Origin of the sequence: Paucibacter sp. DJ2R-2 (assembly GCF_025717675.1) — a bacterium.
GTDB lineage: Bacteria > Pseudomonadota > Gammaproteobacteria > Burkholderiales > Burkholderiaceae_C > Paucibacter_A.
This window is the reverse complement of record NZ_JAJIRT010000002.1, coordinates 228,491-249,517: the sequence shown is the minus strand read 5'-3', so window position 1 is coordinate 249,517 and position 21,027 is coordinate 228,491. Positions and strand designations below refer to the sequence as shown.

Below are 21,027 nucleotides of genomic sequence, written 5' to 3'. Positions count from 1 at the left end.
TGCCGAGCGTCTCAGCGCCGTCAACCCGCTTCCCGCTGGATCTCGCCCAGCTCCAAGACGAAGCAAGTGCCCAGGCCGGGGGTGCTTTGCACGCTCAGGCTGCCGCCCAGCCGGGCCAAGGCCAGGTTGTGGCAGACATGCAGGCCCAGGCCGCTGCGGCCCTGGCCGAAGCGGGTGCTGAAGAAGGGCTCGAAGATGCGGCCCAGGTCGGCCTCGGCGATGCCGCAGCCGTCGTCGCTCAGGCTCAGGCGCAAGCCGGTGCCGCCGGGCAGTGGTTCGGCCAGCAGGCGCAGCCGGCCTTCGCTGCGGCCCGCGAAGGCGTGCAGCCGGGCGTTGTGGCAGAGCTCGGCCAGCAGCTGTTGCAGGGCCACCGGGTCGCTGTCGAGCTCCAGTCCAGCATCGACTTGGATCTCCAGTTCGAGTTTGAGCCCTTGTTCTTGCAAGGCCTCGTGCTGGCAGGTGTGCAGGGCCGCTTCGCACAGCGGGCGCAGGCTGATGTGGCGCCGCTTCTCGGTGGTGGAGTCCACCGCGATCTGCTTGAACTGTTCGACCAAGCTGGCGGCCCGGCTCAGATTGCGGGCCAGAAGCTCGGCCGACTGGCGGGCGTGCAGCAGGTAGTCGTCCAGGGCGCTGCGCCGCAGGGCTTGCGCCTGAACAGCCTGGCCCAACGCTTCGTTGCGCGCCTGCCAGTGGCTGGCCGCCATCAGGCTGTTGCCGATCGGGGTGTTGAGCTCATGGGCGACACCGGCCACCAGCTGCCCCAGGGCCTGCAACTTGCCTTGCTGCACGCGCTGCGCCATCTCGCGCACCAGGGTGTCGGCGCGGCGGGCCTGTTCGGCCGCTTCTGCGCGGGCCTTGTCGGTCTGGTGCAGGGCTTGCATGGCCAGCACACGCTGGTTGGCCAGCTCGGTCTGGCTGCGCTGTCGCGCGGCGTTGGCGGCGCGTGAGAGCTGGAAGGCCTGTGCCATATCGCCGGCCGCAGCCCAGGCGTCGGCCAGCGCTTCCGAGAGCTCGCTCGGGGTTTCAAAGCCGGGCAGGGTCTGGGCCAGGGCCTGAGCTTGCAGCAGGTGGTGCAGGGCGGCGTTGGGCGCCGTGCTGCCTGGCGGGCGCGGCAGCACAGGGTGGCGTGTGTGGAGGCTGGCCAGTGCGCGCAAGGCTTCAATCTGGCGGTAGGCATGGCCGCTGGCGGTGGCGCGCTCCAGGGCCCGCAGGGCGCAGGCCAGGGCCTGCTCGGGCCGGTCCAGCAGGGACAGGGCTTGAGCCTGGCCGCGCAAGGCAAAGATGGCCAGATCGGGCTGCGTCTGGGCTTGCGGGTGGTGCCCCAGCTGCTCGAAGGCAGCCAGCGCCGCGGCGGGCTCGGCACGGTCCAGCGAGAGATCGCCCCAGCACTTCAGCGCGATCGCAAAAGTACGCGATGTCGGCGAGTTCGACAGCAAGGCCAGGGCTTCCTGCACAGCCTCCTGGGCCGCATCCAGCCGACCCAGTCGCCGCAAGGTGTCGCCCAACTGGCCCAGGCTGTAGCCCATCAGCTGTGGCCAGGCGCGCTCGCGCACCAAGGCCAGGGCGCGTTCCATCCAGTGCAAAGACTGCTCGTAGGCCCCGAGATTGTTCAGGGCATCGGCCGCGTTGTGGATGGCCACCACGGCGCGGTGCACCTGGCCCGAAGCCAGGGCGTACTCGCAGGCCAGCAGGCGTTCAGCTGCCGCTCGGCCGTAGTCGCTGCGTTGGGCGGCCAGTGTGCCGCGCAGCTCATGGGCCCAGGCTTTGGCGCCCAGTGGCAGCGCGGCAATCTCGTCGTCGCTCGGGGCGCCGCGCGTCCGCCCGGCCACCGGGTCGGCGAAGGTACGCAGCAGGTCCTGCCACAGCCCCGCGGCCAGCCAGCGCAGCGACGCAGCGCCAGCCCGCTCGCGGACCTCGTCCAGAAAGGGGTAAGCCTGAGCCTGGCGTCCCTCGAGCACGGCCTGCAGCGCTTGCAACCAGGCGCAGTCGGCGAGGCCCTCCACGTCGGCTGCCAGCTCAAAGCCCTCGCGCGCCTCTTGCAAAGCCATGGCGGCCGGCTCGGCCCGGATCGCCAGCAGGGCCTGCTCGGCCCGCACCAGGGCCAGGCGGGCAAGGCCCGATGCATCCAGCAGATGCGGCTGCTCCAGCAGGGCTCGGGCCATTTGCTGAGCGGCGGCAGGCTCGCGCTGCCGCTGATGCCAGCACAGCGCCAGCCGTTCTTCGATCGAAGCCGCGCCTTGCCCGACCTTGCTCAGCAGGGCTTGGTAGCGAGCCTCGTCGATGAACAGTTCCATGGCGCCTGGAAGCATAAGCCAGTCCGCGCCAGAGCGTTCGGACTGCCACCTGCACGCAAGACGAGGTGGCCGCCGCATCTTGTGCGTCTATTTGAGATCCAGCGTCATCCCCGAGAAGCTGCCGTAGGCACGCAGACCGATGTGGATGGCCTCTCCGGCGCTGACCGTCAGCGTACAAGTCTCCTTGTTGGTGCTGCCGTTCGAGCGGCATTGGTAGTTGCTGGTGTCCGGGGCCTCGGCGCGGCGCAGGTAGAGATCGGCATCGCCGCTGCCGCCGCTGGTCGTGAAGGTCACTGAGCTGCGACCTGCCGGCACGGTGTAGACGTAGCGCAGCCAGTTGCCCTTGCTGGCGGCCAGACCGGTCTTGGGATAGCCGTTGTTGCCGACTTGCAAGCTGGCCAGCAAATTGACGCCGCTGAAGGCGCTGCTGGCCACCAGCTTGATGTAGGCCGTGCCGGGGTTGGCCAGAAGCAGGGTGCAGTTTTCGGTGTTGCCGGCCAGCGCGGGGCGGCAGTCGTACTGGGTGCTGGTCGGTTCAGCGCCGGCGCGCACGTAGAGGTCGGCATTGCCGCTGCTGCCAGTGCCGCCATTGATGCCAACCAGGACCTGGGTGCCCGGCTGTGTGGTCTTGATGAAGTAGCTCAAGGTCTGGTCTTTGGCTGCACCGAGATTGTTGGCCGGCACGCCGGACTGCAACTCAAGCGGCGTGGCGCTGCTGAGCACCAGTTCCTGGCTCTTGTTGCCGCTGGCACCGCGGTCGTCGGTGACCGTCAGGGTGGCGGTGTAGCGCCCGGCTTGCAAATAGCTGTTGCTGACCTGGGCGCCGCTGGCTGTGCGGCCGTCACCGAACTGCCAGTCGTGGCGTGCGATGCGGCCGTCACTGTCGCTGGAGGCGCTGCCGTTGAAGCTGCAGACCAAGCCGTTGCAGCTGCTGCTGAACTCGGCCACGGGCGGGCGGTTGCCGCTGTTGCCGTCATCGCCGCCTGGCACCTGGTTGTTGAAGTGGCTGGCCACCTGGGGCCAGATCTTGCTGATCTGCACGCCCTGGTTGGTGCAACCGCCGAAGTGGTGCAGGGCCAGTACCTTGCGGCTGCCGGCGGCGATCACCGGCGAGCCCGAGGAGCCGCCTTCGGTGTCGCAGTAGTAGGCGACATCGGTACCAGCGGCGCCACCGGATACCGAGGCATTGTCGATTTGGCAGGCCGCGCCGCCATTCTGGTCGCTGGTGACCGCAAGCTGTTTGGGCTTGCCGCCGCCATGCTGGGCGATGAAGATGGGCTCACCCTTGACCGCGGCTCGCGGGTCCAGACCGAGGTAGCCGAAGCCGGATACCTTGGCGAAATCATTGATCGTGAACAAGGAATAGTCGAGGGTGGCGTCGGTCTTGAGCAGGGTCTGGCCGGTCACCTTGGTCACAGGGGCCAGGGTGCTGCCGCCACAGCTGGTTTTTTCGTAGTTGAACCAGATTTCGGTGTTGGCCAGCGTGGTCTGGGTCGACAGGCAGTGGTTGTTGGTGAACATGCGGTTGTCGGCGCCGACCCGCCAGCCGGTGCACAGGCCGCTGCCGGCCATCAGCAGGCGAGCCACCGGGCGGCTGCGATCCACGGCGCTGGCATGGCTGCTGGCGAGGCAGACCGGGTCACGGCGCTCGTCGCCGCCGCAGACCGAAAGCGGTGTCTGACCACCCCCGGCTGCAGGCGGCGAGGTTTCTGCGTCGATCTGACCGGCGTGGTAACTGTCCACATGCAGGGCATGCTTGGCGCTCCACTGCACGCCGGCCGGCAGCACGAGGGTCAGAGTGGCGCTGTCACCGAAGACCGACAGGGCGGCGAACTGGCGCAAGCCATCTTCGCCCAGGCTGCGATCAAAGGTGCGGTTGTTCAGCGACTCCGGTTTGGCCTCATAGCGATGAACTTCGCGGCCGTCGCCAGAGGCCACCAGCACATAGGCGCCGGCCGGCAGCTGGAATTCGGCGAAGTGCAGCTTGATGAAATCGGCACCGGCGCGCTGGATGCGCCGCTCCATGCGGCGCTCGCCCTGGTTGTGGGCCAGCATGCTGCCGGCGTCCAGGCGAATGTCGGCGGCCCAGGCGCGTGCCACGGTCAGCGGCCGCGCCGCGGCAGCCGGGCCGACCTTGGCCGCGAGTGCAGATTCGGAGTCTTGGGGCGCCGCCTGAGCCGGGCTCAGAACGGCGAGTGCGCTCAACAGGAGCGCTGCGGTGCTGTGTTGCATGGGAGTCCTCACGGTTGCGACAGGTGCGTGGAAGTGGTGACCGGGCCGGCGCGATGCGGGTCGATGGTGCTGCTTCCGGCCCGGGCGATCATGGCCGCTTCGCTCGGCCGCCGCCATGTGTAAGGTCTGACAGGCCCGATCGCGCCTGGGCCCCACACCGCACTGCACTGCGCCACGCCTTGAGGGCCTTGCAGCTTTGCCCTGGGGGTGCCTTCAGCGGGCCGCGTTGTCCCCGCCTTCTGTGGATAAGTAGGTGCGCAAACGGCGGGCGACGCGCTCAAGCTATTGATTGCAAAAGCTTGTTTCTGCTTTGCTGAAAAATGAGGCAGGGGCTCAGCGTTCGGCGCCAGGACCTCGGGCAGGGGGCGCAGCCGGTGGCAGGCTGGCACAGTCGGCGACGCCGTAGCGGTCCACCTGCACGCGGTAGCGGGCTTGCGCGGGCCGGCCCTGCCAGTCGGCCAGACTCTGCCGGCAGCTCCAGGCGCGGCCGTCGCTGGCTTGGAGCTGCAGCTCGTAAAAACTCTGGCGCTTGCCCAGGCGTTCTTCGCCCAAGCCCTGGCGTTCCGGGTCGCCGGGTCGCAGCACAGGCTGCGGCCACACTGCTGCCGCCGGCGCTTGGCCCTGGCTTTGCGCCACATAGCTGGTGCGCCACTGCGGCGAGCGGTAATGGCAATGTTCGACGGCGCCGCTGCGCTGGCCGCTGGGGTCACTGTCCAGCCAGCGGCGGCTCAGCACCTGGGCGGTTTCGGGCAGCTCATCACACCAGCCGCTGCCAGTCTCCAGGGTGCGGCGTTCGACCTCGATTTCCAGCTGCCAGGTCTTGGCCACCTGGTCCACCTGCAGACCTTTGGGGCCGAAGACCCAGAGCGCCAGGCCGGCACAGAGCGCCAGGCTGGCTGTGGCGGCCAGGCCACCGAGCCAGCGCCGCAGCGTGGGCGCTCGGGCGTGTGAATGCGGGGGCGATGGCGAGGGTTCGGGCAGGGGCCGGTGCATGGCGGCATTGTCAGGCAGGTGCTGCCTGGGCCCGCTGCAGCTGCCTTGCCTTCAGTCACGTCGCGGCCCGCCCAGCTGAGTCCACAAGAAGCGGTACTCCATGGCGGCGATGCGGGCGAACTGCTCGGCGCCGGCCGCGCCGGCATGGCCGCCTTCTGGGTTCTCGAACAGCCAGACCTTGGGGATGCCCAGGCTGTGCATGCGCGCCACCATCTTGCGCGCGTGGGCCGGGTGCACGCGGTCGTCGCGGGTCGAGGTGCTGAACAGCACCGCCGGGTAGTGCCGCCCTTTCTTGAGCTGGTGGTAGGGCGAGTAGCGGCGCAGGTAGGCCCAGTCCTCGGGCTTGCTCGGGTCGCCATATTCCTCCAGCCAAGAGGCGCCGGCAAAGAGTTGGCTGTAGCGCTGCATATCGAGCAGGGGCACATGGCTGAGCACCGCGCCGAAGAGATCGGGCCGCTGGGTCAGCATCACGCCCATCAGCAGGCCGCCATTGCTATAGCCCTCGATGCCCAAATGTCGCGGCGAAGTGATCTTGCGTCGCACCAGATCCTCGGCCACTGCGATGAAGTCGTCGAAGGCGCGCTGACGGTGCCCGCGCACGGCGGCCTCATGCCAGGCCGGGCCGTACTCGCCGCCGCCGCGGATATTGGCCAGAACGTAGACACCGCCGGCCTCCATCCAGGCCTTGCCATTGCTGGCCGAGTAGAAGGGCCGTTGGCTGGATTCGAAACCGCCGTAGCCGTACATCAGCACGCGGTTGCGGCCGTCGAGCTTGAGGTCTTTGCGCTGAACGATGAAGTAAGGCACGCGCGTGCCGTCCTTGGACACGGCAAAGTGTTGACGCGCCTCCAGGCCGCTGGCGTCGAACAGCGGCGGCAGGGTTTTGAGCGTCGCGCGCGCATCGCTGCCGCCTTCGCCCAGCAGCAGGGAGGGCGGGGTCAGGAAGTCGCTGTAGTGCATCAGGTAGGCATTGCTGCGCTCGCCGTCCAGGGCGCTGAAGCGGGTGCTGCCCAGGCCGGGCAGGCTCAGTTCGCGCGCCTGCCAGCGTCCATCGCTGGCGCTGCGTGTCCACTCGGTCGCCCGGTTGCGCACATGCTCGATGCTGTTGACGATCAGGTGATCGCGCAGCACGGTGTAGCTGCTCAGCGAACGGCTGGCCGTGGGCTCGAAGAGTACGCTGAACGCGGGCCGCCCGGCCTGCAGATCCGCCAAGTCGGCCACCAGCAGGCTGCCCGAGGGCCAGGTCTTGCCCGCCACCGTCCAGGCGCTGCGCAGGCTCACCAGGGCTTGCGTGCCGAGGAAGTCGATGTCGGCATCGTCGGGGATGGCCAGGCGCTGCAGCTGGCCGTCCAGCTTCAGCCAAGTCTCGGTTTTGTAGAAGCTGAGGATGCGGCGGTAGAGCTCGTAGCGCTGCCCCTGGGTGTGGCTGACGCTGGCCGAAACGCCCAGATCCTGTGCTTGCCCCTCGAACACGACCGGTGCCTGCTCTGGCGCGCTGCCGCGGCTCCAGCGGCGGACCTGGCGGGCGTAGCCGGAGCGGGTGCTGCCGGCTTCGCCTTCGGCACGCGCCAGCAGCAGGGTGTCGGCATCCAGCCAGCTGATGCCTTGCTTGGCCTCGCTGAGTTGGAAGCCTCGGTCCTCGACAAAGCGTTTGCTGCGCAGGTCGAACTCGCGCACCACGGTGGCGTCGCCGCCACCGCGGGTCAGGGTCAGCAAGCAGCGGTCGAAGGCCGGCTCACGACAGACCGGTCCGCCCCAGTTCCAGCGCTCGTTCTCGGCCGCCGCCAGGGCGTCCAGGTCCAGCACCGGCTCCCAGTCGGGTTCGGCGTGCCGGTAGTCCTCCATCCGGGTGCGGCGCCACAGGCCGCGCGGGTGCTCGGCATCTGTGTGGAAGTTGTAGAGGTGCTCGCCCAGCTGTTGCACCTCGGGGATGTGCTGCCGGGTGTTGAAGATGTCCAGCACCTTTCGGTAGGTGGCCTCATGTGCGGGGTCCTGTGCCCTCGGGGCTTGGGTTCGGGCGTTTTGTGCCGCCACCCAGGCGCTGGCGCGCGGGCTGCGAAGCTCTTCCAGCCAGAGGTAGGGGTCCAGGGCCGCTGGGGCGGTCGCTTTGTTGTTCTTGGGTGCTGCGACCACGCTGCTGCCGCTGGCTGCCGCCGTCAGCAGGGCGATGCCCAGCCACAGGGTGCGGAGCCAGGGGCGGGCACAGGCAGGAGGTGTGGGATGGTTTGGCATGGAGAAAATCGTCGGAAGAAAAAGGCTTATTGAAAGATATCGAAGGAAAATCTTTCGATTGATGGAAACATTCTTTCCTTAATTCGCGATCGAAAGAAATATAGCCTTGACTGCCTGCTAAATCGAAATATTTGATTCGGTGTTTGCCCGAGCTGTTCTTGATCGCACGCGGGTGTGGCGCCTTCGGGTTTGCCGCCGCAGGGCAGGGGCATGACGGCCTTCCGGCAGGGCGCTTTGCGTCTATATTTGCGCGCAATCCAAACAGCAAGGGAGGCCTGTGGCTGCGATCTCAAAGAGCAAGCGCGCATTGATCACGGTGGCGGTGGCGGCAGCCTTTGGCGGCAGCCTGTTCGTGGCGCTGCGAGGGCAGAAGCAGGAGGCGCAAGCCCAGCTGGAGGCTGCCGAACAGGCCGCCGTGGTGCAGCTCAAAGGCCTGATCGCGCTCGATGTGGAGACCTTCTTCAAGGACCCTCGCGTGATCCAGCGTCTGGCTGCGGCACGCCTGCCGGTCAGCGTCTCCCGGGTCGGCAGCCGTGACATGTCGGCCAAACTCGACGGTGCCAGCCGCGACACCGCACCCGACTTCTTCTTCCCTTCCGGCGTGGTGGCCGCCAACCAGGTGGTCGACGCCGCCCGCAAGGCCAATCTGCCGGTGGCCCAGGTCGCACCTTTCCATACACCGATGGTGATCGCCTCCTGGGAGCCGGTGGCGCGCATCCTGGTCGCCAACGGCCTGGCCAAACCGCTGTCGCCCAAGGTCTACGGCCTGGACATGGCGGCGCTGACCCAGCTCATGCTGGCCAAGAAAAAGTGGAAGGAGCTCAAGGACGCCGGCGCCTACGAGGTCAGCCGCAGCGTGCTGGTGTCCACCACCGACCTGCGGCGCAGCAACTCCGGCGCCATGTATCTGGCCCTGACCAGCCAGGCCTTGAATGGCGATGTGGTGACGGACCGGCCGACCGCCCGCGCCACCGCCCTCAAGCTGGCCGAGCTGTTCAAGCGCCAGGGCTACCAGGAAAACTACGTCAACGGCAACTTCGACGACTACGTGGCCATCGGCATGGGCAAGACGCCGCTGGCCTTCATCTACGAGAACCAACTCGTCAGCCATGCCTTGGCCAAAAAGGGCGTCAGCGCCGACATGGTGCTGCTCTACCCGCAGCCCACCATCGTCAACAAGGTGGTGTTTGTGTCGCTGAATGAGCGGGCCAAGGCCTTGGGCGAGCTGCTGGCCAGTGATGCAGAGCTGCAGGGCATTGCGGTCGAGTACGGTTTCCGCATCGCCGACACGGCTCGATTCGTCAAGACCGTGCAGGCCACCGGCCTGGGCGTGGAGCCGCGCCTGACCCAGGTGGTGGACCCGCCGTCTTTTGAACTGATGGCCGAGATGATCGATGTCGTGGCCCAGGAGATGGCGCAATGATTCGCTTGAACACCATGCGTTTGCTTCGAGGCCTGGGCCTGGCGTCCTTGAGTGCGCTCTTGCTGGCCACGGCCGGCTGCGGACGCAAGGCCGAGCAGGCGCCGGCCGCCGACACGCCCAAGCTGGAGTCCGCCCAGGAGGACTTCACCGTGCTCGCCACCAGCGACCTCAAGGACGTGGAGCCCTTGCAGGAGATGGTGCGCAAGGCCACCGGCGTGCGCCTGAAGCTCAAGTTTGGCGGCACCATGGAGAGCACCGAGGCCGTGCTCAGCGGCGAGGCCAAGAGCGACGCCGCCTGGTTCGCCAATGCCAAATACCTGCTGTCCAGCCCGCAGGGCCAGGGCCGGGTCAAGCTGCAGGAAAAGATCATGCTCTCGCCGATCGCCATCGGCGTCAGCGAGTCCGAGGCCCGCAAGTACGGCTGGGATCGGCCCGATCTCAAACTGAGCTGGAGAGACATCGCCAACGCCTCCAAGGCCGGTCAGCTGAAGTACGCGCTGTCCAATCCGGCCACCTCCAACCAGGGCTTCATGGCCTTGATGGGGGTGGTGGCTGCGGCCAGCCAGAAGTCCGAAGCCCTCAGCGCCGCCGATGTCGACCGCGGCGCGATTGCTGATTTCCTCAAGGGTTACAAGCTGCCCGGTGACAACTCGAGTTATCTGTCCGAGCAGTTCATCCTGCAGCAAGGCCCCAAGGTCAATGCCTTCATCAATTACGAGAGCTGGCTGCTCAGCCTCAATGCCTCGGGCAAGTTGCGCGAGAAGCTGACCCTGATCTACCCGCATGAGGGTGTCAGCACGGCCGACTACCCCTTCATGCTGCTCAACGAGGCCAAGCGGGCCGACTACCTCAAGGTGGCCGAGTACCTGAAGAGCGAGCCGGCCCAGCTCTGGCTGGCGCGCCAGACCCTGCGCCGCCCCATCAAGCCCGAGCTGAACGAGCGCGTGGCCGATGTGCTGCCGCGCCAGGGCTTGCAGGTGGAGCTGCCTTTCTCGCCCGACCGGGCCCTGGCCGATGGCTTGATCGCCGCCTACCTGAACGAGTTCCGCACGCCGATCGCCTCGACCTTTGTGCTCGACACCAGCGGCAGCATGGCCGGTGGTGGCCGGCGCCAGCAGCTGATCGACGCCATGCATTACATCGCCGGAGCCGACGCCTCGCTGACCGGCCGCATCGCCCGCCTGAGCAACCGCGAGCGGCTGTGGTTGCAGCCCTTCGCCGATCAGCCCTATGGCTTGCAGTCGTTTGAGCTGCCGGCCGCCGCGAAGGCGCAGCGCGGCGTGGCTGAGTTGGCCGACAGCGAGGCCAAGCAGCAGGTGCTGGCCCAGGTGCGCCAGACCGCCGACGAGCTGCGCATGAAAGGCGGCACCGCCCTCTACGACGCGGTCTATGAGGCACTCGCCCATATGCTGGAGCAGCGCGGCAAGAGCCCCAACTACCAGTATTCGGTCGTGGCCTTCACCGATGGCGAGGTCAACAAAGGCCGCTCGCTGGCGCAGTTCCAGCGCGACTACCAGGCCCTGCCCGAGGATGTGCGCGCGATTCCGGTGTTTGTGGTCGTCTTCGGCGAGGCCAATGAGGCGGAGCTGAAAGAGCTGGTCAAGACCACCGGCGGCCGGGTCTTTGACGCCCGGCGCACGCCGCTATACAGCGTGTTCAAGGACATCCGGGCCTACCAATGATGATGGGCCGAGTGTTTCGACTGCTGGCGTCGCCGGCCAACTGGTGCGGTCTCGGGCTGGCCAGTGCGGTGCTGCTGCTCAAGGCCGCAGGCCTGCTGGGCGGCCTGGGTCTGGGTGTGGCGGTGCTTGGCTACGCTGCCGGTTTCGTCATCGGCGGGCTCTGGCTGGGTTTCCCCTCGACGCAGGAGCCGGCCTGGGAGGCCTTGCAGTTCAGCGACGAGGGCGATGCCCGCGAGGCCATGGAGCGCGCCCTGCACGGCGTGCGCCAGCTGACCGAGCACAACCCCGAGCGCCGCATTCCACCGGCCTTGCAGGCGCGGGTGCTGGCCCTGTGCGCTGCGCTCGATGGCCTGCTGCAACAGTGGGAGCGCAGCAAGGGCAGCCTCTCGCTGCAGGACAGCTTCCATGCCCGCCACATCGCCATCAGCTATCTGCCCGAGGCGCTCAACACCTACCTGTCCATTCCGGCGGCCTTCGCCAGCGGCAAGATCCTGGACAACGGCAAGACCGCCCAGGCCACTTTTGCCGACACCCTGGCTGAACTCGAGACCAAGGTCGGCCAGCTCGGCGAGGACCTGGCGGCGCAGGACGCGCACGCCTTTCTCGTCCATTCCAAATTTCTGAGCCAGAAGTTCGGCCCGCAAGGGCTGGACTCCCCCGCACTCAATATCGCCGCCGAGGAGCGCAAGCCATGAACACGCCGTCCAACACGAGCACCAGCACCACAACAGCCGCTCCGGCCTTCCAGCTGCAGCCTCCCGAGGTCATCCACCCGGTGGCCGCCGAGGCCACGCGCGAGGCCGTGCCCCTGAAGCCCGAGCTGGCCCAGCAGGTCGACGCCCAGGTGCTGCGCTTCATCGACGCCCTGGCCAGCGAAGACCTGCATTCCGACGCCTTCAAGCAGCGCCTGGACAGCGCTTTCGCCCTGGGCAAGGAGGAAATCTCCAATGCGTCCTCGCTGATGCAGGGCCGCTTCATGAATCGCAATTTCGCCGGCATCGAGGACACGCCGGCCTACAAGGCGATTGCCGACATCCGCGCCCAGCTCGATGAACTGAACCCCGGCGCCGACGGCGACTTGCTGCAGCCGCGCAAGCTGCTGGGCATCATTCCCTTCGGCAACAAGCTGGAGGCCTATTTCCGCAAGTACCAGAGCGCGGCCGAGCAGCTCAAGACCTCGATGGGCCAGCTCTATGCGGCCCGCGACGACATGCAAAAAGATGTGGTCGACATCGAGGCCACCCGCGCCAAGCTCTGGGACGCGATGCAGAAGCTCGCCGCCGCCGCGCGCTTTGCCGGCGCCCTGGACAGCCAGCTGGCCGACAAGGTGCAGGCCCTGGAGCTGAGCGACCCGACTCGCGCCCATGCCTTGCGCCAGGAAGTGCTGTTCTATGCGCGCCAGAACCTCCAGGACATCCAGACCCAGCAAGCCGTCTGTGTGAATGGTTATCTGGCTCTTGATGTGCTGAAGAAAACCGGCCGAGAAATGATCAATGGCTGCACCCGTGTCGCCACCACCGGCATGAGCGCCCTGGCCGTGGCTCAGACCGTGGCGCGCGCCACCGGCAATCAGATTCAGGTGATGGAGATGCTGCAAGGTGTGAACGCCACCATCGGCAATCTGATCAGCGAGACCGGCCGCGCGCTCAACCAGCATGTCGAGCAAACCACCCAGTTCGCGCAGAACCCCATGCTCGGCATCGACAAGATGAAAGAGATGTTCAACCAGACCTTCCAGGCCATGGACGCGATGGACAACTTCCGCGCCAAGGCCATCGACGTCATGGGCCAGAACAACGCCATCTTGAAAACCGAGCTGGCGCGCGCCGAGACCTATGTGGACCGGGTGCGGCAGCAAAGGGCGCGGGAGGCGGCGGGGGGCGGTGGGGAAGTGAATGGGTGAACAGGTGGATAGGTGAACAGGTGAACAGGTGAACAGGTGAACAGGTGAACAGGTGAACAGGTGAACAGGTGAACAGGTGAATGGTGAATGGTGAATGGTGAAGCGGGTTGACGGCGGAGCGGCAGAGCGGTTTACGCTCCTCACGACTCACGACTCACGACTCACGACTCACGAGATCGAGCCTTTGTTGCTGGCCCTTCGCGGCAGCTGAGCCTGCGTCAGAGTCGGTGCTTCACCATGGGCAGCCTGCGGGCTGCCCTTTCTTTTGGGCCTAGGGCGTTCGGGCGGGGCTACAGTGCCGCTTGTCTGTTTGGCCGCGCTCTGCAGCCTTTCGCCCATTCACCGAAGAACTGTGTCCGAGCCCGTCATGAGCAACTACTTCGACAGCCCCTTCAAAGGCAAACCGCTCAGCGAGCAGGTGAAGAACCCCAATATCAAGGCCGGGCGCTACAGCTACTACTCCGGCTACTACCACGGGCACGCCTTTGACGACTGCGCGCGCTACCTCTCACCCGAAGTGAACGGCGACGACCAGCTCATCATCGGCAGCTTCTGTTCCATCGGGTCCGGGGCTTCGTTCGTCATGGCCGGCAATCAAGGCCATCGCCATGACTGGGTCACGTCCTTCCCCTTTTTCTACATGAAGGAAGAGCCGGCGTTCGCGGGCGCGCTCGATGCCTTTCGCAAGAGCGGGGACACCGTGATCGGCAGCGATGTCTGGATCGGCACCGAGGCCATGATCATGGCCGGCGTTCACATCGGTCATGGTGCCGTGATCGCCAGCCGTGCCCTGGTCACCCAGGACGTGGAACCCTATGCCATCGTCGGCGGCAACCCCGCCAAGCCGATCAAGAAGCGCTTCTCCGACGCGCAGATCGCCATGCTGCTGGAGATGCAGTGGTGGGACTGGCCGATCGAAGCCATTGAGGCCGCGATGGCCTTGCTGTGCTCGAATCAGATCGAGGCGCTGCACCAGCATTGGCGCCAGCAGGTCGAGGGGCGCTGAAGCAGGCCCGCCCCAGCGTCATTTCAGGCGGGCAGCGGCGCCGCTTCGTCCTGCCCTGCATCGGGCTCGATGCTCTGCGCGTGCCGGAACAAAAGGCCCGGATCGTGGCGGGCCTTGATGGCGCGCAGCCGGGGAAGGGCGGCGCCGTAGTAGGCCTGGTCCCAGTCCTCCAAGTCGGTTTCGGCGAAACCTTGGTAGACATGGCCGTTGCCGAACGGTGCGATGCAGGCCCGGGATTCGTCGGCCCAGGCCCTGGCCCGCTCGCAGTCGGCGGCCTGTGCGCTCGGGCCCAGCACCGCAGTGTGGCGGACCATGAAGTGAGCCTGCCGGTGAGCAAAGGAGCTGCCCGGAGTGCCCAGGTCCTGGGCATAGGCGCCGGCCCAGGGGATGAAGGACAACTCGCGTTGTTGTGCCGCCGGGCGCCCGGCAGCGAATTGCTCGATCAAGCCGGCGATGGCGGCGCGCGACAAGGCCTGTTCGAAAAAGCCTGAACGGGTGAACTGGTAGCCATGGGCCGGGAAGGGCGGGTCCGCTTGCCAGGCCGGTTCACAGCGCCGGTCCAGGCGGCCGCAAAGATAACTGGCCGCCGCTGCGGCAGGCAGGCGCCATTCGCACAAAGTCTCGGCCAGCCGGCCCAGGGCGCGCTGCCAAGGGGCCAGCAAGGCCGGCACCTCGGCCGCTTCGGCCAGCACCGCACCGAAGAGCTCGACCTGGGGCTGGCCGCTGCCACCGCCATGCCCGGCCGGCCGACCGGCAAGAATGGCCAGTTGCAGATTGACGCGCGGGTCGGCGCCCGGCGCCAGCTCCTGCCACAGGGCGATCAGCGCGGCCGCCTCGGTCAAGGGCCAGCAGCCGTGAACCACATTCATGGCCTGGGCCGTCTGGGTGCGCAAATGAAGCTCGGTGACGACCCCGAACTGGCCCGCGCCCGCGCCGCGCAGGGCCCAAAACAGGTCGCGGTTCTGCTCGGTATTCACCTCCAGCAGTTCGCCGCCGGCTGTGACCATACGTAGGGCCTGGACCTGGTCGCAGACCAGGCCGTCCCGCCGCCCCATCAGCCCGAAGCCGCCACTCAGCGCCTGGCCGCCGAGGCTGACGGCGGGGCAGTTGCCGCTGGGCAGGAGCTGGCCGCGTGAGGTCAGGAAGCCACTCAGCTCGGCGGTGCTGACGCCCGGCCCCGCCTGCAGGCCGCGTGCGTCCCAGGCCAGACGGCGCAGCTCGCTCAAGTCCAGCACCAGCTCCGCGTGGCTGGACAGGTCGGCCAGGCAGTGGCCGCCGCTGCGCAGGGCGAAGGGCAGCTCGTGGCGCTGCAGGAACTCAAGCGCGCGCCGTACATCGCATTCGCTGCGTGCGCGCAGGCAGACTGCGGGCAGGGGCAGGGGCCGCCCTCCGGCCGCCAGCGCTTTGCCCAGGCCGGCCTCGGCCATCTCTTCGGCCGTGAAGATGCGCCCCTGCCAGCGTTGCCGCAGCGGGCCCCAGTCCAGCGCGGCGGCGCGGCCGTCTTCCTGCCCGGCCGCCGGCGCCATGGGCGCCCGCCAACGTCGGGCCAGCGGCCTGGCCTTCCATCCTTGTCGCAACAACATCGTGTCCCTTGCCTTGTCCAAATTGCGATTCAGCCCCGGGCTGGCTTGTGGCTGCCGGGGGTGTGAGTGCCACCGCTGTTCCGGCGGCAGAGCGCATTCTTGAATGGCTTGGAACAGGCTTGTAGCTGTCAATCTTGACAGCGGGTTAGCTCGGGTGGTCCGCAGCGGACTGACAAGGGAAGCGATCGACCTTCAGCGCGGCGCCTGCTCTGCCAGCTCGGCCCACAGATGCTGGGCCGCATAGGCACGCCAGGGTCGCCAGGCCTGGGCGCGGCTGGTCAGTTGCTTGGCATCGGGCCGGCTGCCTTCCAGCCGTTCAATCGCTTGCATCAGGCCCACATCGGCCGCCGGAAAGGCATCGGGCTCGCGCAGCTGGCGCAGGGCGATGTACTGGGCCGTCCAATCGCCGATGCCGGGCAGGGCGCGCCAGCGGGCCAAGGCGTCTTCCAGGCTGGCCTGGCGTTCGAACAGGCCCGGGTCGGCCAGGCTGGCGGCGGCCACGCCGGACAAGGTGGCGGCGCGGCTGCGTGGCATGCCCAGGTGGCTGAGGTCCTGGCCGGCCAGGGCCTCAGCCCGAGGGAACAGGCACTGCAAAGACGGCTGTTCGGGGGCTACGTTCTGCAGGGGCTCGCCGTAGCGGGCCAGCAGCTTGGTCGCCAGCTGGATGGCGGCGCCGACCGTGATCTGCTGGCCCAGCACGGCGCGCAGGGCCAGTTCGAAGCCGTCCCAGCAGCCGGGCACGCGCAGACCCGGGCGGCGCTGCACCAGGCCGGCCATCAGCCCATCGTGGGCGCCCAGCTGGGCGGCGATCAGCTCGGGGTCGGCGGCCAGATCGAATTGACGGCGCAGGCGCGCGATCACCAGGGGCAGCACGGCCAGGTGTTCGCAGCGCACGCTGACCTGCAGCGCCTGCTGCTGAGGCGCATGGCTGACGCTCAAGGTCCCTTGCCGTCCAGCCAGGGAAAAGCTGCGTGCATAACGACCGCACTCTTCGTCATCGACCTGCTCCATGCCCGGGATGGCGCGGGCCCGCAGAAAGCCCAGCATGGCCGGCCAGTCATAGGGCGGCCGGTAGCGCAGCAGCAGGCTGACCTCGCCGGCGCGGCCCGGCGCCAGCCGGGCACCGGGCCCGTGGCGCAGCTCGCTGGGCGGGCGTTTGAACAGGGTCTGGAAAACCTCGTTGAAGCGGCGGATGCTGCCGAAGCCGGAGGCGAAGGCGATCTCGGTCAAGGGCAGGGCGCTTTCGCGCAGCAGCTGCTGGGCCAGCAGCACGCGCCGCGTCTGCGCCACGGCCAGCGGTGAGGCGCCGACATGCTCGGCGAACAGGCGCCGCAGTTGGCGCTCGCCCAGGCCTAAGCGTTCGGCCAGCGCCGCCACGCCGGCCTCATCGAGCGCGCCCATCTCGATCAGGCCCAGGGCGCGGCTCACTGCATGGGAATGTCCGCTGTTGGCCACGCCCAGCCAGGCGCCGGAGTCGGGCGCGGCCTCGGGCCGGCAGCGCAGGCAAGGGCGGTAGCCGGTTTCCTGGGCTGCAGCCGCCGTGGCGTAGAAGCTGACGTTCTCGCGCTTGGCCGTGGGCGCCGGGCAGATCGGCCGGCAATAAATGCGGGTGCTGCGCACGGCGATGAAGAAGCGGCCGTCAAAGCGCGCATCACGGCTGGCGAGTGCGCGGTAGCAGCTGTCGGGGTCCAGGGGCAGGTCCATGGTGCCATTCTCGGGCGTGGGCAGGGCCCGCGGCTGGCGGTTTTCGGACAACAACGTCGGCCGACGTTCATGGCCGAAAAGCGCGAGCCAGCCTCCCCAGATCTCGACACCATGGCGGCTTCTTTGTCTTCGCTCTGATGAATCGAGTTGCCATGAATCACCAAGAACAAACTCAACGCGCCCAGCGCTTTGCCGCCTTGAACCGCCAGGGCGGCCTGCTGCTCGCCAATGCCTGGGACATTGCCAGCGCCCGCGTGTTCGAGCAGGAAGGCTTTGCTGCGCTGGGCACGAGCAGCGGCGCCATCGCCTATGCCCATGGCCTCGGCGATGCCGAGCTGATGGGTCGCGAAGCCATGCTGGCCCAGGTCGCCGCCATCTCCGCCGCCGTGCACCTGCCGCTGACGGCCGATATCGAGGCCGGCTACGGTGCCGCCCCCGAGGCGGTGGCCTTGTCGGTCGAGGCGGCCATTGCCGCCGGTGCGGTCGGTGTCAATTTGGAGGACCGCCGGCACGGATCGGCTGGCAGCGGCCTGTACTCGCCGGCCGAGCAAGGCCAGCGCCTGGTGGCCGCCAGGGCGGCGGCCGATCGCAGCGGCTTGCCGCTGTGGATCAATGCGCGCTGCGACAGCTTTTTGCTCGCCGAAGGCGCGGACATCGAGCAGCACCTGGCCCTGACGCTGGCGCGCGGCCGCGCCTATCTGGCGGCCGGCGCGGACATGGTGTTCGTGCCCGGTCTGCTGGACCTGAGCATGATCCGCACCTTGGCCAGCGGGCTCGGCGGGCCCTTGAGCCTGATGGCCATGCCCGGGGCGCCTGGCGCGGCCGACTTGTTTGCCGCCGGGGCGCAGCGCGTCAGTCTGGGCGTCTGCCCCATGCTCAGCGTCATGGGCTTGCTGCGCGATATGGGCCGTGAGGCTTTGCAGAAGGGCAGTTGGCAGGCCATGGGCGAGCGCTTCTATGGTTTCGGCGAGGCAGAAGCCTTGTTCAGCGGGGACTGAGGCTATCCAGCCGGCTGTCTTTCGGATTGTCATGGGCGGCTGGCTAGACTGCGGGCCACATTCTTCATCGCCTCCTGTCCGCACCATGACTGTTCTTCACACCGCCCGCCTGCGCCTGGAACCCTGCAGCCCTGAACACTTGCAGGGCCTGCATGACATGAACCGCGACCCGGCGGTGATGCGCTACATCACCGGGCGCGGCGAGACCCTCCAAGAGACCGAGGACATGATCGCGCGGGTGCAGGCGCGCTGGGCGGAGCTGGGCTATTCCTGGTGGAGCTTTCTGGACCTGGCGACGGGCCAGGTCTTGGGCGCGGGCTGCATCCAGCATCTGGGTCGCGACCGGGCCCAGCCTCTGGAGATCGGCTGGCGCCTGCGCCAGGACCGTTGGGGCCAAGGTCTGGGTTCCGAGGCTGCGCAGCGCATGGCCAGCTTTGCTTTTGACGAGCTGCAGACGCCGCTGCTGTGCGCCGTCTGCCACCCCGACAACCAGGCCTCGGCCCATGTGATGAAGAAGCTGGGCATGAGCTACCGCGGCCTGGAACATTGGTACGACATGGACACCTCGGTCTACGACATGGACCGGGCGGCCTGGCTGGCGCGCTCGGCGCCATGAGCGGCGAAGCGCTGCCACCGGCGCCCGAAGCTCCGAGCCGCTGGGCAGCCTTCAAGTTCTGGCTCTGGCTGGGCTGCCTGAGCTTTGGTGGGCCGGCCGGCCAGATCGCGCTGATGCACCAGGAGCTGGTCGAGCGCCGGCGCTGGATCAGCGAGCGGCGCTTTCTGCATGCACTCAACTACTGCATGCTCTTGCCCGGCCCCGAGGCCCAGCAGCTGGCCACCTACATCGGCTGGTTGATGCACCGCAGCTGGGGCGGCTTGATGGCCGGAGCGCTGTTCGTGCTGCCGTCTCTGCTGCTGCTGATCGGCTTGTCCTGGCTGTATCTGGTGCATGGCCAGCAGCCTTTGGTGGCCGGGCTGTTCTTCGGCATCAAGCCGGCCGTCACCGCCCTGGTGCTGCATGCGGCCCATCGCATCGGCGGGCGGGTGTTGCGCAATCGTTGGCTGTGGGCGATTGCGGTGGCGGCCTTTGTGGCCATCTTTGCGCTGAAGCTGCCGTTCCCTTTGATCATCGCCGCGGCGGCCCTGGCCGGCTGGCTGGGCGGGCGGATCCGGCCGGAAGCTTTTGCCACGGGCGGCAGCCATGGCGGCGCGCAGCTGGCACAGGCCGGGCCGGCGGTGATTGACGACCACACGCCCACGCCGGCCCATGCGCGCTTTTCGCGCGCCGGCCTGGCTCAGGTGTTGGGCCTGGGCATGGGCCTGTGGTTGCTCAGCATGGCGACGCTCTGGCTCTGGGGCGGCACACAGGGGGTGCTGACCCAGATGGGCTGGTTCTTCAGCAAGGCGGCACTGCTGACGTTTGGCGGCGCCTATGCGGTACTGCCTTACGTCTACCAGGGGGCGGTCGAGCAGCAGCAATGGCTCAGCGCGGCCCAGATGATGGACGGCCTGGCCTTGGGTGAAACCACGCCGGGGCCGCTGGTCATGGTGGTGGCTTTTGTCGGCTTTGTCGGCGGCTGGGGTGCCCAGGTGCTGGGGCCCGATGCCTTGTTCGCCGGCGCTGCCCTGGCGGCCGGCGTGGTGACCTGGTTCACTTTTCTGCCCTCTTTTGTTTTCATCCTGGCGGGCGGGCCCCTGGTCGAAGCCAGCCATGGGCGGCTTGGCTTCACCGCGCCGCTGACGGCCATCTCGGCGGCCGTGGTCGGCGTCATCCTCAATCTGGCCCTGTTCTTTGCCCTGCATCTGCTCTGGCCACAGGGCTGGGGCGGGCGCTTCGATGCGCTCTCGGCGGCGCTGATGCTGGCCGCAGCCTGGGCCTTGTTCCGCTGGCGCTGGAGTGTTCCCCGGGTGCTGGCGGCCAGTGCGCTGCTGGGCCTGGCCGCGCAGGCACTCAGTTAGCGGCCAGTGCTTTCTTGACGGCGCCGAGCACCAGGCTCGCGTCGTCCCACATCAGAAAGTGGTAGCCCTGCGCGCTCATCTGCAGGTCCAGACCTGGCAGACCGGCGTACTGTCGCTCGAAGATGGCACGCGTGCTGGCTTGGGTGCTGCCCATGCGCTCGTAAGCGGCCCAGGAGCCGAGCACGGTGGTCGGCACCTGGATGCGTGGCAAGAGCGGGCGCAGGTCGGTGGTCCAGAGCTCGTACATGGCTTGGGCGGTGGTGGGGCGGTCGCTGGCCAGGCCCCACTGGACCAGGGTTTCGACGCGTTCGGGTGCGCGCGTCATGCCGGCCATCATGGGCGTCAGCTGGGCGCGCAAACCCTCGGCGGGCGCATTGCGCATGCCGGTGCGCATGCCTTCGGCCATGGGCTTGACCTGCTCGACCGTGGCCGCAGGGTTTTGGATGCCGGGCAGAAAAGGCAGGGAATCCACCACCACCAGCTGCCGAACCGATGCGCCGGCGTTGTCGGCCGCCAACATCAGGCCAAGCACGCCGCCCAGGCTGTGGCCGACCACGGTCGCGCCCTGCGGCGCTTCTTGCTTGAGCAATGTTTGCAGCTGGCCCTTGATCTGCTCCAGAAAACCCTCGGGCGTGGCCAGCGGCGCCAGGCCGGCAAAGCCGGGCAGCTGCACCATCAGGCAGCGCACCCCCGGTTGCAGCTGGTTGCAGGTTTCATCCCAGACGCTGGCGGCGCTGTTCAGGCCCGGGATCATCAGCACCGGCCGGCCTTCACCGCGTACGCTCAGCTGCAGGTCCTGCCGCTGTTGCGTGGCCGCAGTTGCCGGCGTTGCGGCGGCGTGGACCTGCAGGGCCAGCAGGGCTGTGATGGTGGCGAGGGCCGTCTTGGCGGTTCTGAGCATGGGGATCTCCTTGGGTTGGCGGTGTCGATGGGTGGATCTTGTCGCGGCCACTGGGCCGCTTGGGCCGCCATGCGACGGCTGGCGCTGGCGCGCGATGGATGGCTAGCCTCCCGGACG

At 67.8% G+C, this 21,027-nt stretch carries 15 protein-coding genes; 8 read left to right on the top strand and 7 right to left on the bottom strand.

The features are described from left to right. Positions 1 to 20: 20 nt before the first annotated feature. From LNV28_RS08275 to LNV28_RS08260, 4 genes are all read right to left on the bottom strand, one after another. A complete protein-coding gene (locus tag LNV28_RS08275) occupies positions 21 to 2,294 on the bottom strand; it encodes a tetratricopeptide repeat-containing sensor histidine kinase (protein ID WP_263518447.1) in 2,274 nt (757 codons plus the stop codon). Between the two features lie 87 nt (positions 2,295 to 2,381). Further along, positions 2,382 to 4,526, bottom strand: coding sequence for a pre-peptidase C-terminal domain-containing protein (locus LNV28_RS08270; RefSeq protein ID WP_263518445.1), 2,145 nt, complete (start codon positions 4,524 to 4,526; stop codon positions 2,382 to 2,384). Between the two features lie 333 nt (positions 4,527 to 4,859). Next, entirely contained in the window at positions 4,860 to 5,519 is a 660-nt protein-coding gene (locus LNV28_RS08265; protein WP_263518443.1) for a hypothetical protein, read from the bottom strand. A gap of 51 nt (positions 5,520 to 5,570) precedes the next feature. Beyond that, positions 5,571 to 7,751: a prolyl oligopeptidase family serine peptidase gene (locus LNV28_RS08260; RefSeq protein WP_263518441.1), complete on the bottom strand. Its 2,181-nt coding sequence runs from the start codon at positions 7,749 to 7,751 to the stop codon at positions 5,571 to 5,573. Between the two features lie 277 nt (positions 7,752 to 8,028). On the opposite strand from LNV28_RS08260, the gene LNV28_RS08255 reads away from it, so the two are divergent. The 5 genes from LNV28_RS08255 to catB all read left to right on the top strand — a co-directional run bounded on the left by LNV28_RS08255 (position 8,029) and on the right by catB (position 13,765). Further along, positions 8,029 to 9,174 carry a hypothetical protein gene (locus LNV28_RS08255; RefSeq protein WP_263518440.1) on the top strand — a complete coding sequence of 382 codons (1,146 nt, stop codon included), beginning with the start codon at positions 8,029 to 8,031 and terminating at the stop codon, positions 9,172 to 9,174. 14 nt (positions 9,175 to 9,188) lie between these two features. Then, entirely contained in the window at positions 9,189 to 10,856 is a 1,668-nt protein-coding gene (locus tag LNV28_RS08250) for a vWA domain-containing protein (protein ID WP_263518439.1), read from the top strand. Between the two features lie 11 nt (positions 10,857 to 10,867). After that, entirely contained in the window at positions 10,868 to 11,551 is a 684-nt protein-coding gene (locus LNV28_RS08245) for a hypothetical protein (protein ID WP_263518438.1), read from the top strand. Further along, the gene (locus LNV28_RS08240) at positions 11,548 to 12,759 is read left to right on the top strand and encodes a toxic anion resistance protein (RefSeq protein WP_263518436.1); all 1,212 of its coding nucleotides are present in this window, start codon (positions 11,548 to 11,550) and stop codon (positions 12,757 to 12,759) included. The genes LNV28_RS08245 and LNV28_RS08240 overlap by 4 nt, the downstream gene beginning before the upstream one ends. Positions 12,760 to 13,126: 367 nt before the next feature. Then, positions 13,127 to 13,765, top strand: a complete 639-nt coding sequence (gene catB, locus LNV28_RS08235) for a type B chloramphenicol O-acetyltransferase (RefSeq protein WP_263518435.1) — start codon at positions 13,127 to 13,129, stop codon at positions 13,763 to 13,765. Positions 13,766 to 13,788: 23 nt separating this feature from the next. On the opposite strand, the gene LNV28_RS08230 is transcribed toward catB, so the two are convergent. After that, positions 13,789 to 15,348, bottom strand: a complete 1,560-nt coding sequence (locus LNV28_RS08230; RefSeq protein WP_263518434.1) for an FAD-binding oxidoreductase — start codon at positions 15,346 to 15,348, stop codon at positions 13,789 to 13,791. A 192-nt stretch (positions 15,349 to 15,540) separates the two neighbouring features. After that, positions 15,541 to 17,106, bottom strand: a complete 1,566-nt coding sequence (locus LNV28_RS08225; RefSeq protein WP_318013835.1) for an AlkA N-terminal domain-containing protein — start codon at positions 17,104 to 17,106, stop codon at positions 15,541 to 15,543. 98 nt (positions 17,107 to 17,204) lie between these two features. On the opposite strand from LNV28_RS08225, the gene LNV28_RS08220 reads away from it, so the two are divergent. The 3 genes from LNV28_RS08220 to chrA all read left to right on the top strand — a co-directional run bounded on the left by LNV28_RS08220 (position 17,205) and on the right by chrA (position 20,009). Then, complete coding sequence (locus LNV28_RS08220) at positions 17,205 to 18,050, top strand: isocitrate lyase/PEP mutase family protein (RefSeq protein ID WP_263518432.1); 846 nt, start codon at positions 17,205 to 17,207, stop codon at positions 18,048 to 18,050. A gap of 85 nt (positions 18,051 to 18,135) precedes the next feature. Beyond that, the gene (locus tag LNV28_RS08215) at positions 18,136 to 18,666 is read left to right on the top strand and encodes a GNAT family N-acetyltransferase (protein ID WP_263518430.1); all 531 of its coding nucleotides are present in this window, start codon (positions 18,136 to 18,138) and stop codon (positions 18,664 to 18,666) included. Beyond that, positions 18,663 to 20,009 (top strand): chromate efflux transporter, encoded by a 1,347-nt coding sequence (gene chrA / locus LNV28_RS08210; protein WP_263518428.1) that lies wholly within the window; start codon positions 18,663 to 18,665, stop codon positions 20,007 to 20,009. Before LNV28_RS08215 ends, chrA begins: the two co-directional genes overlap by 4 nt. Here chrA and LNV28_RS08205 read toward each other — a convergent pair. Then, positions 20,002 to 20,910, bottom strand: coding sequence for an alpha/beta fold hydrolase (locus LNV28_RS08205; RefSeq protein WP_263518426.1), 909 nt, complete (start codon positions 20,908 to 20,910; stop codon positions 20,002 to 20,004). The two genes, chrA and LNV28_RS08205, sit on opposite strands and share 8 nt — an antisense overlap. Positions 20,911 to 21,027: the final 117 nt, after the last annotated feature.

What these genes read in the sequence shown, in the direction of transcription:
- LNV28_RS08275 (WP_263518447.1), bottom strand. Translation starts at nt 2,294, where the DNA reads ATGGAACTGTTCATCGACGAGGCTCGCTACCAAGCCCTGCTGAGCAAG.
- LNV28_RS08270 (WP_263518445.1), bottom strand. Translation starts at nt 4,526, where the DNA reads ATGCAACACAGCACCGCAGCGCTCCTGTTGAGCGCACTCGCCGTTCTG.
- LNV28_RS08265 (WP_263518443.1), bottom strand. Translation starts at nt 5,519, where the DNA reads ATGCACCGGCCCCTGCCCGAACCCTCGCCATCGCCCCCGCATTCACAC.
- LNV28_RS08260 (WP_263518441.1), bottom strand. Translation starts at nt 7,751, where the DNA reads ATGCCAAACCATCCCACACCTCCTGCCTGTGCCCGCCCCTGGCTCCGC.
- LNV28_RS08250 (WP_263518439.1), top strand. Translation starts at nt 9,189, where the DNA reads ATGCGTTTGCTTCGAGGCCTGGGCCTGGCGTCCTTGAGTGCGCTCTTG.
- LNV28_RS08240 (WP_263518436.1), top strand. Translation starts at nt 11,548, where the DNA reads ATGAACACGCCGTCCAACACGAGCACCAGCACCACAACAGCCGCTCCG.
- catB (WP_263518435.1), top strand. Translation starts at nt 13,127, where the DNA reads ATGAGCAACTACTTCGACAGCCCCTTCAAAGGCAAACCGCTCAGCGAG.
- LNV28_RS08230 (WP_263518434.1), bottom strand. Translation starts at nt 15,348, where the DNA reads ATGTTGTTGCGACAAGGATGGAAGGCCAGGCCGCTGGCCCGACGTTGG.
- LNV28_RS08220 (WP_263518432.1), top strand. Translation starts at nt 17,205, where the DNA reads ATGAATCACCAAGAACAAACTCAACGCGCCCAGCGCTTTGCCGCCTTG.
- LNV28_RS08215 (WP_263518430.1), top strand. Translation starts at nt 18,136, where the DNA reads ATGACTGTTCTTCACACCGCCCGCCTGCGCCTGGAACCCTGCAGCCCT.
- chrA (WP_263518428.1), top strand. Translation starts at nt 18,663, where the DNA reads ATGAGCGGCGAAGCGCTGCCACCGGCGCCCGAAGCTCCGAGCCGCTGG.
- LNV28_RS08205 (WP_263518426.1), bottom strand. Translation starts at nt 20,910, where the DNA reads ATGCTCAGAACCGCCAAGACGGCCCTCGCCACCATCACAGCCCTGCTG.